Raw genomic sequence first — 13,309 nt, forward strand, 5'->3', positions numbered from 1 at the left:
CATTCTATCATTTCAAGAAAAGCTTCGGCTAAAACACGAATGTATCTTCCTCGAAAAAGCTTCGATAAGAAGCTTTTCTTATAAATCTTGCGAGAGACGTACCATATCGATTACCTGCATCCCGTTCTCATAAATCGGCTCCTCGTAATGCCGGATGAAAAAGTCTTTGTCGATCCAGGTCATGCGGAAGCCGCACTTCTGATACAGAGCGAGCTGACCGATGCTTGAATTGCCGGTGCCGATTTCAATCGTTTTATACCCTAGCTGTCTCGCGGTCTCGATGGCGTGGTTAACCAGCTTTTTGCCTATGCCTTGGCCTTGATGGCGCTCATCAACGGCGACATTGACGATTTCGACGGTTTCGGGTCGGGTGGGCAGAAGAACGTATACACCGAGAATAAGCTCTTCCGCTTTGGCGACATAGCATTGGCCTCTTTGAATATATTCTTCAACCAGACTCGGGGAAGGGTCGGCTAATAACAGCAAGTCCATTGGAGGCTGTTCATGGGATGCCAGTTTTACAATTTTCATATGATCACTCCTAGAAAGTTAAAAAATAGCAGTTTCTTCACATAACATTCGGTAAGCCTCCGCCCGGTTCCTTCTTTTTACTCATAATTGGTTGAAAGCATCCGCATACTAACCAATAAAAAACGCTTGTGGATACTCGTTTTACGGTAAGCTAGCGGGAAGGAAAGTTTAAATGAATTTTTTCCATACTCACTAAGTACTAAATTTGATTATTATTTAAATAAGCTATATTCGGAACGGAGTGAGAGATGTGGACGTGCAAAATATTATTTCTAAAATTATTGATCGTCTTAAGCAAATTGACGGCGTGCATGCTCTGGTTCTAGGCGGTTCCAGAGCTAGAGGGACTGAAAATCCCGACTCCGATATTGATATTGGAATTTATTATAACGCCAACAGTGGGTTAGACATTGCCCAGCTTCGTCAGGCAGCCGCCATCTTGGATGACGATAATAGAGACGACTTAGTAACAGAAATCGGCGGCTGGGGACCGTGGATTAATGGTGGCGGCTGGCTGAAAGTGAGTCAAATACCGGTCGATTTTTTATACCGTGATCTGAGTAAAGTATCAAAAGTAATTGACCAATGCGTCATGGGGGATATCACAATCGACTATCAACCGGGACATCCTCATGGATTTATCAATTCGATCTATTTAGCTGAAATCGCGTTGTGTAAGGTGTTATGGGACCCGTCAGGTGTTGTGGGGGAAATGATGCTCAGAACAAATCCCTCCCCGCACATTTTGCAAATATCGATCATTCGAAAATTTCTATGGGAAGCACATTTCTCCCTTGAGATTGGGAAAAAGGGTAACTATAAAAATGATTTATCTTACATTGCCGGATGTTGTTTTAGGGCAGTCTCTTGCTTGAATCAGGTTTTGTTTGCACTTAACGAAACTTACTGGATGAACGAAAAAGGAGCTGCTGCCATCGCCGATTCGTTTAGCATGGCGCCAAGCCAATACTCCAATACAATTAATAGCATATTGACCTTGGTCACAGAAGACCAAACCGGTTTGGAGAAAGCTCAAAGCCTGTTACGTGATCTGATTCATGAAACAGACAATCTAGTGAAAAGTAAAGGTCTGCTGAACTAAGGGCAGGATAGTTTAAATATAAGAGTATTCTACATTTTGAGAAACAGCGATAGCATGTAGACTGGTGTTGATACAAAATCCATGCCAAAGTAGGATGATATGTGAATTATTGCGAAGAGGAAAGTGCCATTTGGAAAAAGATTGTTAGGAAGCTTCGCGCTTCCGGTTGTGTTTTTGCTGAGGATGAAGCCCGGTTACTTATGTCTTCTTCGAAGAATTCTACCGAGCTCGCCAAACTAGTGGATCGCAGAATTGCCGGTTTTCCTCTTGAACATATTATCGGGTGGGCGGATTTCTGTGGGTTGAGGATTGAGTTGGATCCCGGCATTTTCGTGCCCCGGCAACGAACCGAGTTTCTAGTTCGACAGGCCGTGGCCCTCACTCGACCAGGAGACGTAGTACTAGACCTGTGCTGCGGTTCTGGAGCTTTGGGCGCAGCATTGGTCGCTTTAACGGAACGTATTGAATTGCACGCGGTTGATATCGACCCCGCTGCAGTACAGTGTGCCCGTCGCAATATTCACTTGGACCAGGGTTTTGTGTATGAAGGGGATCTCTACGATCCAATACCTGTTCAACTTCATAACCGCGTCAATGTTATTATAGCCAATGCCCCATATGTGCCTACCGAGGCAATAAAATTCATGCCGACGGAAGCCCGCGTCCACGAGGCACGGCTTGCGCTTGATGGAGGAGCCGATGGACTTGACGTCCAACGAAGAATAGTAGCTGAAGCTCCTCGCTGGCTTGCAAAGGGTGGCTATTTGCTAGTGGAAACTAGCGAGAAGCAGGCGCCATTGACTGCCGAACTCTTTGCTCAATACGGATTGATTCCAAAATGGGTTCGTTCCGAAGAACAGGACGCTAACGTGATCATCGGAAGCCGAAGCGGTCAGATTTAAAGAAATAAAGATTTACAAGATAGTTGTGATGGAGTAGATTTCTTTATATGAAGAGTTTACCGGATATTTATTGATGCGGAGGGGTAACTATGCCATATATTAATCTTCAAATAACAAAGGGTGCAACCAGAGAACAAAAAGCCCAAATAGTAAAAGAATTTACCGAGACTCTTGTTAACGTGCTTGGTAAAAAACCAGAACATACCCATATCGTTATCCAAGAAATTGAGGACGAAAATTGGGGCTTTTCTGGAATATTGACTGATGACTTTCGAAAGTTATCGGAAGATAAGAGTTGAATAACAATAAAACGAGGCCGCCGATGGAATGATATGCTCCCCTTTAGGTAGACAGGTTAAATAAATAAACCGTCTGCTTGAAGGGGAGTTTTCTTTGGCCAAAAAGAATGAATATAACGCTAAAGAGAAATTAGCGATTATTAAGGAATGGGAAGAAGGCGCTCGGACCCGAGCGGAAGTTGCCCAAAGGTACAACATTAGTGTCAATACCTTGGTGAAATGGCGACATCGCTATGAATTGTACGGGATGGAAGGATTAGAAATCCGAACGGGTAAAAGCAGCTACTCCGTGGAACTTAAACTTCGAGCTGTTCACGATTATCTCTCGGGTCAATATTCTCAATACGAAATCATCGATAAATACAAAATTGCTAGTCGTACCCAACTCAAGAGTTGGATTGACAAGTATAATAGTCATAGCAGCTTTAAATCGGATAACGAATGAGCAAGAGCTATGACAAAGGGTCGCTCTACAACGTGGCAGGAACGAATCGATATCGTCCTCTACTATCTTACACATCAACATGACTACCGGAAGGCCGCGGAACAGTATCAAGTCTCCTACCATCAAGTGTTCCAATGGGTAAAAAAGTATTAAGCTGGCGGACAGGATGCATTACAGGATGGTCGAGGGCGAAAAAAGGCAGCTGAAGAGTTAACTGAAGCGGATCACCAGAAGCTCGCAATGAAGAAACTGGAGTATGAAAATGAACGGCTTCGAGCGGAGAATGCATTCTTAAAAAAGTTACAGGAATTGCAAAGGAGGCGACGTTAAGTGGGCACCGACAGGAACATGTTTACTTAGCTATACAGTCCGTTCAGCAGGAAGGGGCTTTTAGCCTCCAACTGCTGTGTGAGATTGCCGAGATCCCACGGTCAAGTTATTATAAATGGCTAGGCCACAAACCTAGTTTGCGTGAACAAGAAAATGAGGAGCTTATAGAGGCCATGCTTGTTCTTCATGAGAAGGTTGGGGGCATTTACGGATACCGTCGCTTAACCCTTCATCTGCGCCGACAAATCAAGCAACGGATTAACCACAAACGCGTGTATCGCCTTATGAAGCTGGCTAGGATCCAATCGGTCATTCGCAGAAAGAAGAAATATACACGTTCCACACCTCAACATATAGCTGAGAATCTGTTAAACCGTGAGTTCCACGCAGATGCACCAAACAAGAAGTGGCTGACAGATGTAACGGAATTGAAATACGGGAATGGGCAGAAGGCCTACCTGAGCGCCGTTTTAGACCTCCATGATAATACTGTAGTCTCCTATGTATTAGGGCACTCCAACAACAATGGCCTTGTATTTCAAACCGTGAAATTTGCCTTACGAGCAGCACCAGGAAGCAAGCCGATGCTTCATAGTGATCGGGGATTTCAATACACCTCTTCACAGTTCAAAAGGTTATTTGGCGGGAAACTCACCCAGAGCATGTCTCGCGTTGGTAGGTGCATTGATAATGGGCCTATGGAAGCATTCTGGGGAACTCTAAAGTGCGAGAGGTATTACTTGGGTTCCTATATTACATTCGAGGANNCTACTTGACGGGGTGCAGTTCAGAACACTCGGCAGCCTCATTAGGCTAAACGTTGGAATGAAGTTCGTTTTCATGACTGAACAGGTCCTGCGCCACGGTAAGGAAGGCCTGAACTGCCGGAGAAACATATGGAATCGCCGGAAAAGCCAGCGCCACATGACGGCAATTTGCTTGTTTTAGATTCCCTAATTTAATTTTTGGCTGGTCTTTGAGAAATAGTTCGGGCCCGATCGTAATCCCAAGTCCTTCTTGGACCATACTTGAAATGGTAGCGCAATCTTGAACTTCGAAGCGGACCGACGGTTTTATCTTAGCCTGAGCAAAAATCTCATCAACATGCGCCCGATAAACTCCTTTAGGCATAATAAAGGACTCTTCCTTTAACTCTTGCACATCAATTGTTTTTTCCTTTTCAAATCGATGTCCTTCGGGATAGGCGACAACCATTTGATCTTTGATTAAAGGCAAAAGATTCAGATTCGCATTCATGTTGTGCTGTACAACAATTCCAATGTCAATGACACCCGTCTCAAACCACTCGATGATTTCCTCGTAGGTCCCTTCAAAGAAAATAAACTCAATGTTCGGATATTTTTTTTGATATTTCGAAATGATTTTTGGCAGGATGCAAGCTGTTGCGCTTGCGAAGCTTCCTATGCGTATCGTGCCTGCTTCAAGATTGGATGCGAAGGCTGCTTCTTGCTTGATTTTTTCCATGTGGTTTAAGATTTCCCGCATATGCCCCAGCGTTCTCCGGCCCACTTCAGTCAGCATGAAGCCTTTTTTACGGTCCCGTATTAGCAATGGAATACCTAATTCCGACTCCAGCCCGGCGACAGCGTGACTTACTGCGGATTGGGTCATGTTTAGTTTTTCCGCTGCTTTTGTGAAGCTGCCCGTCTCAATGACTTTGGAAAAAACCTCGAATCGCGCTATAGTCATGAGCTACACCTCATATATCTTATGAATATTATGAATTTGATTAATGTTAACATGGGATTATATACTGATGCAAGCAGGATCGTCTTTCAAATCTAGGGGAGGCTGCTTCCATGACTTTAAAACTTTTTTCTTCGTACGATCTGAAGGGGCTGCACTTAAAAAATCGCATTGTGATGGCGCCGATGTGCCAGTATGCCGTCAAAGCAAAAGACGGAAAGCCGAACGATTGGCATTATGTGCATTATCTCAGCCGCGCTATTGGCGGAACGGGCCTCATTATTATGGAGATGACCGATGTCGATCCCGACGGCCGAATTACCGATTTTGACCTCGGTTTGTGGTCGGATGAGCATATTTCCGCATTCGCCAAAATTATTGATGGCGTACATGCTCATAACGGCAAAATTGGCATTCAGCTTGCTCATGCGGGACGGAAAACGGAAGATGTGGCCGTGCCTATCGCCCCAACTGCGATAAAATTTCCGGGTTCGCCTTACCAAATGCCGTGTGAGCTTGCGACCGATGAGATTCAAATCGTCGTCCAAAAATTTGCCGATGCTGCCCGCCGTGCCGTAAAAGCCGGAGTAGATACGATCGAGCTTCATGGAGCTCACGGTTATTTGATCCATCAATTCCAATCACCGTTGACCAATAAACGGGAGGATCGGTATGGCCAAGAGCTTGCCCGTTTTGGTGTGGAAGTCATCCAAGCCGTAAAAGCGGAAATGCCTGCGGATATGCCGCTCCTCTTCCGTATTTCGGCTGTCGAATATGCCGATGGCGGATATGATATCGATCACGCGATTGAATTGGCCAAAGCCTACAAAGCTGTCGGGGTAGACGCGTTTCATGTAAGTACGGGCGGAGAAGGACCCCCCGGAGAGAAAAAGCCGGGCAATTACCCCGGGTATCAAGTGCCTTTTGCCCGTAGTATCCGCGAGGCGGTGGGCTTGCCTGTCATTGCCGTGGGTATGCTTGAAGATCCGTTGCTGGCCGAATCGATCATCGACAATGAAGCAGACTTTGTAGCGATTGGACGGGCCCTGCTGCGTGATCCTTATTGGGCTGTTCATGCCGCGGTTGCACTCGGTCACGAGCAAACTCCTATTGCGGAACCTTATAGAGCCGCTTACGAAGTATAAAAATGTAAAAAGGGAGAAGAAAAGCTTGCTTAAACGACCGGAACAAAACGAATACGATCCGTATTTCTCGAGGTACATCGAGCTTGTGCCTGAAGACGATATCCTGGCTTTTCTTGAACGCCAACGAAACCGAATAAACGGCTTTTTCGGTCATCTTAGCGAAGAGCAAGGATCGCATCACCATGTGTGGGGGAAGTGGAGCTTTAAGGAAGTGCTCGGTCATATCAGCGATTCGGAGCGTGTGATGAGCTATTGGATGCTTAGCGTTGCACGCGGAGATACCATGAAACTTCTTGGCTACGATCAGGATATTTACGTAAACAACGGTCGCTTCGGGGAGCATACAATTCCCGAGTTGCTTGTAGATTTCGAAGCAGTCAGACAAGCGACACGTACGCTTTTGACAACAATTGCAGAGACCGACTGGTTACGGGTAGGCCATGTGGTCAATAAAGCTGTGACCGCCCGAAGTCTTCTCTATGTGATGGTCGGTCATACGGAGCATCATTTACATGTCATTCAGCAGCAGTTTGGTCGAAAACCGGAAGGATGCAGGATGCTATGATCAGCGGCCGTTTTACAAGGAGTTCTGTCCTTCCACGAAGAAGTTAAATACGCGGTTCGCTGACAGAAAGGAAAGTGGGAGGGAAAACATGACGGAAGAAGAGGCAAAACGGCTGTTGCTGCTCCACAGTTTCTCAATTGATGAGGCGATCGACCATCCGAAGGGTCAAACCGGATTTCTGATGTCGCTTCGCCCGTACCGCGGCTTGATCGAAGAGAACTTTCACGAGGTCATGTACGCTCTGTATATCCTGCAAAAGAGGCTTGGGCCGGACGCTCCGTATCTGGATCGGGATCTTGTCACCGCCGTATGGGGGATGTGCCACTTAAGCCGGGCGTGGGGCGTTCATCCGGACGGCATGCTCCGTTCTAACCGGTTGATCGCGGAAGAGGACGTGAGCCGATTAGAAGAATGGATCGACATGATTTCGTATGCGTTCCTGAATTTGTTGGAAGGCAATGGGGATGAGGCCTTTTTCGAATACTTGGAAAGCTACGGCGCATTCCGGGAGCCGAAACTTGAAGAGGAAGGGTAACCCGTTGATGTCGGCAATGATATTTGCCGTAGAGCTTGCCCGAGGCGCAATTTCTGCAAATGGAAGAGTGCGGCTCGGGCATGGGGATGCACAACTGAATTAAGATTTAAAACGGCATTTCAGCAGATAAACTTCATCGTACGATTTGATTAATTCGTCAGGGTCCGGTCTGAAACTCGTCGGACCCTGCTCCTTCTTGCGTACAATCGCGCTTAAAGTAATGGGCTCCTCCGGTACGATCTTTTGGCTGCCAATCATCGAACCCCACGTAGATGAAATAAAAGCTTCTTTGGCCATGGAGCCCTTACTGGAGGAGAAACTGCCTCCGTCCCGTACCGAAACAATCCACATTTGCTCCTTCTCGTTTACGTTGGTCAGGCTCCAGTACAGCTTATTTTCACGCTTGGGCCTCATACTCGACCCCATCGATGCCATAGTCTCCTTAAACGATCCGTTTACATAATGTTCCATCCAGCAATCGATCTGGGTGATACTCTCGTCATCCGTTTGAAACTTATAGATGAATAAACTGTCCGTGCCTGCGGCGCTTTGGATGGATGCATATTCGTCATCCGTTATCGGAACATAGCTTATCGCATTTTTTTCACTAGGAGAAGCGGTTGTATTGACCAGCTTCGCAAGGTGCTTCTTCGGTGCGTCATTCCAGATCCCGGCCGCAAAGGCAAGCGCGAATAAACAGGCGAGAAATACTTTTAGTTTCATCAGATAAGACCTCCAAACATGTTCGTGCAAACGGAACGTTCCAACACCAATATACCATATCTTGGTTTTTTGTACCAATTATGTTACAAGACTTTTCTCATTGAGAGGTGAAAAGTGTATCCTGCGCGCAAATGTTTGGGCGTTGTCAACTCGATTTAAAGACAATTTAAAGATTTGTCTCTAAATACCCGCTGGCGCTATGATGATATTGAAATCGCTATCAATCGTGAAGAAGGGAGCTGTCTTGATCGATGAGAACCGTGGAGGAACTGGAGCATAAGCTTGCCGAGCCGTCGCCAGCTTTGGTGCAGGAGATGAAGTCGCTGGAGGGGGACATCATGCTGCTCGGGGTGGGCGGCAAAATGGGACCGAGTCTCGCCAAGCTGGCGATCAACGCGATCCGGGAATCGGGGGTCGGCCGTAAAGTATACGGCGTGTCGAGATTTTCAGAACAAGGGCTGAAGGAAGAGCTGGAGAGCTTCGGCGTCGAAACGATCGCGTGCGATCTGCTGAACGATGAGCAACTGCAAAAGCTTCCTGACGTGAAAAACGTCGTTTATATGGCCGGCACGAAATTCGGCACCACGGGCAGAGAGTATTTTACATGGGCGATGAACGCTTATTTGCCGGGCCGCGTGGCGGAGAAGTTCCGCCATTCACGGATCGTGGTATTCTCCACCGGCAACGTCTACCCGTTGACTCCTGTCCTACAAGGCGGAGCGAGCGAATCGACAGCTCCGTCGCCGGCCGGCGAGTATGGGCAGTCGTGTCTCGGGCGGGAGCGGGTGTTCGAGCATTTTTCCCATCAATACGGAACGCCGGTCTTGATCTACCGTCTCAATTATGCGATCGATCTGCGGTACGGGGTGCTGCTGGAAATTGCAAAATCGGTGAAGGAAGGCCGTCCGATCGACGTGTCTATGGGGCATTTCAACTGCATCTGGCAGGGTGACGCCAACGAGATAGCGCTTCGTTCGCTGCTGCGCTGCAAGCAAGGGGCGGAAGTGCTGAACGTGACCGGCCCGGAGACGGTATCGATCCGGTATGCGGCTGCGGAGCTCGCCAAGCGGCTTGGAACGGAAGCGGTGTTCACCGGACAGGAGGCGGACACGGCGCTGCTCAGTAACGCGTCAAAATGCATGCAGCTGTTCGGGTATCCGCGGGTATCGCTTTTGCAAATGATCGATTGGGTGGCCGACTGGGTGCTGCATGAAGGCAAGATGATTAATAAACCGACACACTTTCAGGAAAGAGAGGGGAAATTTTAACGTATGGGCAGCAGAAAACCGTTGTCACCGGAACAATCCCAGGCGCTGCACGAAGGGCTGGTCATTCCCGCTCACCCGCTGGCGCTGGACGAACATCGGCAGCTCGACGAGCGCAGCCAGCGCGCTTTAACCCGCTATTATGCCGCATCGGGCGCCGGAGGCGTCGCGGTGGGCGTGCATTCGACGCAGTTTGAAATCCGCGAGCCGCAGTTCAACTTGTTCGAGAAAGTGCTGCGAATGGCCTCTGAGGAGGTCGATCGGGCCAACATCGCGCGTCCGTTCCTGAAAATCGCCGGAATTTGCGGCCCGACCGAGCAGGCGCTGAGCGAAGCGGATACAGCGGTCGGACTCGGGTATGACGCCGGGCTGCTGAGCATGGGCGGGCTGCAGAGCTTGAGCGAGGCGCAAATCCTCGAACGCACGGCGCGGGTCGCCGAAAAGATGCCGGTTGTCGGCTTTTATTTGCAGCCGTCCGTCGGCGGGAAGGTATTCAGCTTCGACTTTTGGAAGGAGTTTGCGACCATTCGAGGCATCGTGGCGATTAAAATGGCGCCATTTAATCGGTACCAAACGATCGACGTGGCGCGGGCTGTCTGCTATTCGTCCCGGCGCGACGAGATTGCGCTGTATACCGGCAACGACGATAACATCGTGAACGATCTGTTGACGGTATACCGCTTTATGGTGGACGGCAAGCCCGTGGAAAAACGAATCGTCGGCGGGCTGCTTGGGCATTGGGCGGTCTGGACGCGCAAAGCGGTCGAGCTGCTGGAGGAAATCAAGCGAGTGCGGCAATCGGGGACGATCGGCAGCGAGTGGCTGACCCGCAACGTGGCGGTGACGGATGCGAACGCGGCGTTTTTCGATCCGGCGCACGGATTTGCCGGCTGCATTCCGGGCATCCACGAGGTGCTCCGCCGTCAAGGGCTGATGAAAGGTGTCTGGTGCCTGAATCCTCACGAAACGCTGTCTCCGGGGCAGGCAGAGGAGATCGACCGGGTGTACCGGGACTACCCGGAATTGAATGACGATGCGTTCATCCGTGAGCATTTAGCGTCTTGGATGGCTTGAGTTCCCGGGGAAAGGGGTGAACGAATGAAACCGATTCATGAGGACGGTCAGAAGCTGTTGGCGTCGGCGGAACGGCTTGCGGACTCGCTAGTAGCATTTCGCCGCGACCTGCACGCTGAGCCCGAGTTGAGTTTGGACGAACGGGAAACGTCCCGCAAGGTGGCAGAGCAGTTGACCGGGCTTGGGCTTAAGGTGCGGACCGGCGTCGGCGGGTATGGCGTGACGGCCGAACTTCGCGGCAGCGGACCCGGGCCCGTCATTGCGCTGCGCGCCGATATGGATGCGCTGCCGGTGACGGAAGAGACCGGCCTGCCGTTCGCCTCGCGCCGCCCGGGCGTCATGCACGCCTGCGGCCATGACGGGCATACGGCGATTTTGCTCGGCGCGGCCCAGCTGCTCACGGAGCGGCGGGAGCGCTTGAACGGTAGCGTGCGGTTCCTGTTCCAAGCAGCAGAGGAAATCAACGCAGGCGCCAAAGCGATGATCGCGGACGGCGCGCTGGACGGCGTCTCGGAAATTTACGGACTGCACAATTTGCCGACGCTTTCGGCGGGCAAAATAGCGACTCGCGCCGGTGCGCTCATGGGCTCCGTCGACCGTATCGAGATCGACATCGAGGGGAAAGGAGGACATGGGGCCATCCCCGATCAGTGCATCGATCCGATCGTGGCGGCTTCGGCCATCGTTCTATCTCTGCAAACCGCCGTAAGCCGCGAGCTTTCGCCGTTCGCCCCTGCCGTCGTAACCGTCGGCAGCCTACAGGCCGGGGAAGCGAACAACGTCATCCCTCACAGGGCTCGTCTGACCGGTACGGTACGGACGTTTGCGCTGGAGGTGCAGAGCGGCATGCCGGAGCGGCTGGAACGGCTCGTGACGCGGATCGCCGAAGGCTACCGGTGCCGGGCCGAGCTCCGTTACATTTCGCAGACTCCGGTGCTTGTCAATCATGACGAGTGCCTGGCCTACGCCGAGAGAGCCATGGACAGGCTTCTGGGGCATGAACGGCGTATTCAGGCGGAGCCGACGATGGCGGGCGAGGATTTCTCCGTCTATTTGCAGCGGGTGCCGGGCTGCTTTTTTTGGCTCGGTTCAGGTCCCGAGACGGGAGCGGAGCAAGCTTTCGGACTGCACCATCCCCGGTTTACGCTTAACGAAGCGTGTCTCCCTGTCGGGGCGGCGGCGCTCGCCGCCGTTGCTTTGGAGCGGTCGGCATCGGGGCAGGCATAAATGAAGAGTCACTTTGAAAACGTCACCTTTTTGCAATTGGCAGATTCCTCCGGTCGGGTATAATGGAGATAGATTGAACACAAGCATGGGTAAGGCGGTGTTGTCATGTTCGGGACTGATGGTCCGTCCACTGTAGAAAAAGGAATTCCGATAGCGCTGATCGGACCGGAGCCGATGATTCCCGTCATGCTGCAAGCGATGAAATCGTTTCCGTCTTTCGTTCCCGTCACCGGGGCGTATGCGAATCTGGAAGAAGCGGTTCAATGGACCCGGGACCTGATGGACCGCGTCGAAGTGATCCTATATTCGGGACCGCTTCCATACCAGATATGCCATGACCGCGTCCAACTGTGCGTACCCGCTCATTTTGTTCCGCTGAACGGCTCGGGACTGTACCGGTCGTTGTTTCGGGCGGAGCGGATGGGGCGGCTCGGTGCCATGTCCGTCGATACGCTGACCCGCCAGCCGTTCGTGAAAACGTTCCGCGAGCTGGGCCAATCGCTGCCTGAACTGACGTTCTATGCAGGCGGCGATCCTGTGGATACGGAAGCGATCGTTCGTTTTCATGCGGAGCAACACGCTCAGGGAAACACGGCGATTGGCTTAACCGCGCTCCGTTCCGTATCGTTGAAGCTGAGCGAGCTCGGCGTGCCGAACGAATGGGTGCTGCCGACCGAGCAGGATATCATCGTCGCGCTTGAACGGGCGCTGTTGTCGACCGAATCCCGCCGCAGCAAGGAATCGCAAATTGTGGTGGGCTTGATCGACGTGGATGGGTTCCGCAAAGCGGCCGATCTCCGGAAGTCGGAGCATGACGTGCAGCGGCTGAAGCTGGACATTCACCGGATGATGCTCGAATATGCCGAAACGATCGAAGGGCACTTGACCCCGCTTGGCGGCGACGAATATTTGTTCGTCACGACGCGGGGGACGTTCGAGCGCCATACAGGCGGGTACAAATATATCCCGCTGGCTAAAATGGCGCAGGACGCCTTTTCCCTTTCGCTGAGCATCGGCATCGGCTTCGGCCGGTCCGCCCACGAAGCGGGCTCGCATGCCCGGATGGCGCTGCGGCGGGCCAAAGACGCGGGCGGCAGCATCAGCTTCATCGTTCGCGAGGACGAGAGCGTCATCGGTCCGCTGGAAATGGCCGAGCCCCTTAGCGCCGGCCTGTCGCTGCTGGACGCCGCCTTGATCCGGAAAGCGGAGGAGGCCGGCTTGACCCAGACGTATTTGAGCCGGGTGGTCGCCCAGCTCACCCGTACGGGCAAGACGGACTATAACGTTCACGAGCTGGCGTCGGCTCTCGGCGTGACCGTCCGCAGCACCCACCGGCTGCTCACGCAGTGGATGGATGAAGGACTGGTCGAGGTGGCCGGAGAGGAACGGGGCAGAGCGAAAGGCAGGCCGAAGCAAATTTACCGGTTTTCCTTTCTGGATGACCTGCTTCGCCGTTAAA

General features: G+C 51.3%; 16 protein-coding genes. 13 read left to right on the plus strand and 3 right to left on the minus strand.

The genetic code is table 11. From position 1 onward, the window contains the following. Window positions 1–78: 78 nt before the first annotated feature. Window positions 79–531 (minus strand): GNAT family N-acetyltransferase, encoded by a 453-nt coding sequence (locus tag ET33_RS20150; RefSeq protein ID WP_036685801.1) that lies wholly within the window; start codon window positions 529–531, stop codon window positions 79–81. A 250-nt stretch (window positions 532–781) separates the two neighbouring features. On the opposite strand from ET33_RS20150, the gene ET33_RS20155 reads away from it, so the two are divergent. The 6 genes from ET33_RS20155 (at window position 782) to ET33_RS20175 (ending at window position 4,385) form a co-directional block, all read left to right on the plus strand. Continuing rightward, window positions 782–1,633, plus strand: coding sequence for a nucleotidyltransferase domain-containing protein (locus ET33_RS20155; RefSeq protein WP_036685804.1), 852 nt, complete (start codon window positions 782–784; stop codon window positions 1,631–1,633). Window positions 1,634–1,734: 101 nt separating this feature from the next. Then, the gene (locus tag ET33_RS20160) at window positions 1,735–2,535 is read left to right on the plus strand and encodes a putative protein N(5)-glutamine methyltransferase (protein ID WP_036685805.1); all 801 of its coding nucleotides are present in this window, start codon (window positions 1,735–1,737) and stop codon (window positions 2,533–2,535) included. A gap of 89 nt (window positions 2,536–2,624) precedes the next feature. After that, window positions 2,625–2,834 (plus strand): tautomerase family protein, encoded by a 210-nt coding sequence (locus ET33_RS20165; protein ID WP_036685807.1) that lies wholly within the window; start codon window positions 2,625–2,627, stop codon window positions 2,832–2,834. Window positions 2,835–2,928: 94 nt separating this feature from the next. Further along, the gene (locus ET33_RS37570; protein ID WP_161783557.1) at window positions 2,929–3,279 is read left to right on the plus strand and encodes a helix-turn-helix domain-containing protein; all 351 of its coding nucleotides are present in this window, start codon (window positions 2,929–2,931) and stop codon (window positions 3,277–3,279) included. A 9-nt stretch (window positions 3,280–3,288) separates the two neighbouring features. Further along, the gene (locus ET33_RS40660; protein ID WP_152570672.1) at window positions 3,289–3,432 is read left to right on the plus strand and encodes a helix-turn-helix domain-containing protein; all 144 of its coding nucleotides are present in this window, start codon (window positions 3,289–3,291) and stop codon (window positions 3,430–3,432) included. Between the two features lie 134 nt (window positions 3,433–3,566). Then, window positions 3,567–4,385: an IS3 family transposase gene (locus ET33_RS20175; protein ID WP_152570673.1), complete on the plus strand. Its 819-nt coding sequence runs from the start codon at window positions 3,567–3,569 to the stop codon at window positions 4,383–4,385. Window positions 4,386–4,422: 37 nt separating this feature from the next. Here ET33_RS20175 and ET33_RS20180 read toward each other — a convergent pair whose 3' ends face one another. Further along, a complete protein-coding gene (locus ET33_RS20180) occupies window positions 4,423–5,319 on the minus strand; it encodes a LysR family transcriptional regulator (RefSeq protein ID WP_036685809.1) in 897 nt (298 codons plus the stop codon). A gap of 110 nt (window positions 5,320–5,429) precedes the next feature. Between ET33_RS20180 and ET33_RS20185 the strand changes: the two genes are divergently transcribed. The 3 genes from ET33_RS20185 to ET33_RS20195 all read left to right on the plus strand — a co-directional run bounded on the left by ET33_RS20185 (window position 5,430) and on the right by ET33_RS20195 (window position 7,561). Beyond that, window positions 5,430–6,461 carry an NADH:flavin oxidoreductase/NADH oxidase gene (locus tag ET33_RS20185; RefSeq protein WP_036685813.1) on the plus strand — a complete coding sequence of 344 codons (1,032 nt, stop codon included), beginning with the start codon at window positions 5,430–5,432 and terminating at the stop codon, window positions 6,459–6,461. A gap of 25 nt (window positions 6,462–6,486) precedes the next feature. Further along, a complete protein-coding gene (locus ET33_RS20190) occupies window positions 6,487–7,026 on the plus strand; it encodes a DinB family protein (RefSeq protein ID WP_036685816.1) in 540 nt (179 codons plus the stop codon). An 88-nt stretch (window positions 7,027–7,114) separates the two neighbouring features. After that, window positions 7,115–7,561 carry a hypothetical protein gene (locus ET33_RS20195; RefSeq protein WP_036685818.1) on the plus strand — a complete coding sequence of 149 codons (447 nt, stop codon included), beginning with the start codon at window positions 7,115–7,117 and terminating at the stop codon, window positions 7,559–7,561. A 99-nt stretch (window positions 7,562–7,660) separates the two neighbouring features. Here ET33_RS20195 and ET33_RS20200 read toward each other — a convergent pair whose 3' ends face one another. Continuing rightward, window positions 7,661–8,284: a hypothetical protein gene (locus ET33_RS20200; RefSeq protein ID WP_036685820.1), complete on the minus strand. Its 624-nt coding sequence runs from the start codon at window positions 8,282–8,284 to the stop codon at window positions 7,661–7,663. A gap of 251 nt (window positions 8,285–8,535) precedes the next feature. Here ET33_RS20200 and ET33_RS20205 point away from each other — a divergent pair, with 251 nt between their 5' ends. From ET33_RS20205 to ET33_RS20220, 4 genes are all read left to right on the plus strand, one after another. Then, on the plus strand, window positions 8,536–9,552 hold the full coding sequence (locus tag ET33_RS20205) for an NAD-dependent epimerase/dehydratase family protein (protein ID WP_036685823.1): 1,017 nt from the start codon (window positions 8,536–8,538) through the stop codon (window positions 9,550–9,552). 3 nt (window positions 9,553–9,555) lie between these two features. Continuing rightward, window positions 9,556–10,623, plus strand: a complete 1,068-nt coding sequence (locus ET33_RS20210; protein WP_036685826.1) for a dihydrodipicolinate synthase family protein — start codon at window positions 9,556–9,558, stop codon at window positions 10,621–10,623. 24 nt (window positions 10,624–10,647) lie between these two features. Then, the gene (locus ET33_RS20215; RefSeq protein ID WP_036685827.1) at window positions 10,648–11,850 is read left to right on the plus strand and encodes a M20 metallopeptidase family protein; all 1,203 of its coding nucleotides are present in this window, start codon (window positions 10,648–10,650) and stop codon (window positions 11,848–11,850) included. A 105-nt stretch (window positions 11,851–11,955) separates the two neighbouring features. Beyond that, window positions 11,956–13,308: a helix-turn-helix domain-containing protein gene (locus ET33_RS20220; protein WP_036685830.1), complete on the plus strand. Its 1,353-nt coding sequence runs from the start codon at window positions 11,956–11,958 to the stop codon at window positions 13,306–13,308. Window position 13,309: the final 1 nt, after the last annotated feature.

The sequence above is a fragment of the Paenibacillus tyrphae genome, from assembly GCF_000722545.1.
GTDB lineage: Bacteria > Bacillota > Bacilli > Paenibacillales > NBRC-103111 > Paenibacillus_G > Paenibacillus_G tyrfis.

Bases quoted from the DNA above. Each gene is read 5' to 3' on its own strand.
- ET33_RS20210 (WP_036685826.1), top strand. From the start codon at position 9,556: ATGGGCAGCAGAAAACCGTTGTCACCGGAACAATCCCAGGCGCTGCAC.
- ET33_RS40660 (WP_152570672.1), top strand. From the start codon at position 3,289: ATGACAAAGGGTCGCTCTACAACGTGGCAGGAACGAATCGATATCGTC.
- ET33_RS20205 (WP_036685823.1), top strand. From the start codon at position 8,536: ATGAGAACCGTGGAGGAACTGGAGCATAAGCTTGCCGAGCCGTCGCCA.
- ET33_RS20220 (WP_036685830.1), top strand. From the start codon at position 11,956: ATGTTCGGGACTGATGGTCCGTCCACTGTAGAAAAAGGAATTCCGATA.
- ET33_RS20215 (WP_036685827.1), top strand. From the start codon at position 10,648: ATGAAACCGATTCATGAGGACGGTCAGAAGCTGTTGGCGTCGGCGGAA.
- ET33_RS20195 (WP_036685818.1), top strand. From the start codon at position 7,115: ATGACGGAAGAAGAGGCAAAACGGCTGTTGCTGCTCCACAGTTTCTCA.
- ET33_RS20150 (WP_036685801.1), bottom strand. From the start codon at position 531: ATGAAAATTGTAAAACTGGCATCCCATGAACAGCCTCCAATGGACTTG.
- ET33_RS20200 (WP_036685820.1), bottom strand. From the start codon at position 8,284: ATGAAACTAAAAGTATTTCTCGCCTGTTTATTCGCGCTTGCCTTTGCG.
- ET33_RS20165 (WP_036685807.1), top strand. From the start codon at position 2,625: ATGCCATATATTAATCTTCAAATAACAAAGGGTGCAACCAGAGAACAA.
- ET33_RS20180 (WP_036685809.1), bottom strand. From the start codon at position 5,319: ATGACTATAGCGCGATTCGAGGTTTTTTCCAAAGTCATTGAGACGGGC.
- ET33_RS20185 (WP_036685813.1), top strand. From the start codon at position 5,430: ATGACTTTAAAACTTTTTTCTTCGTACGATCTGAAGGGGCTGCACTTA.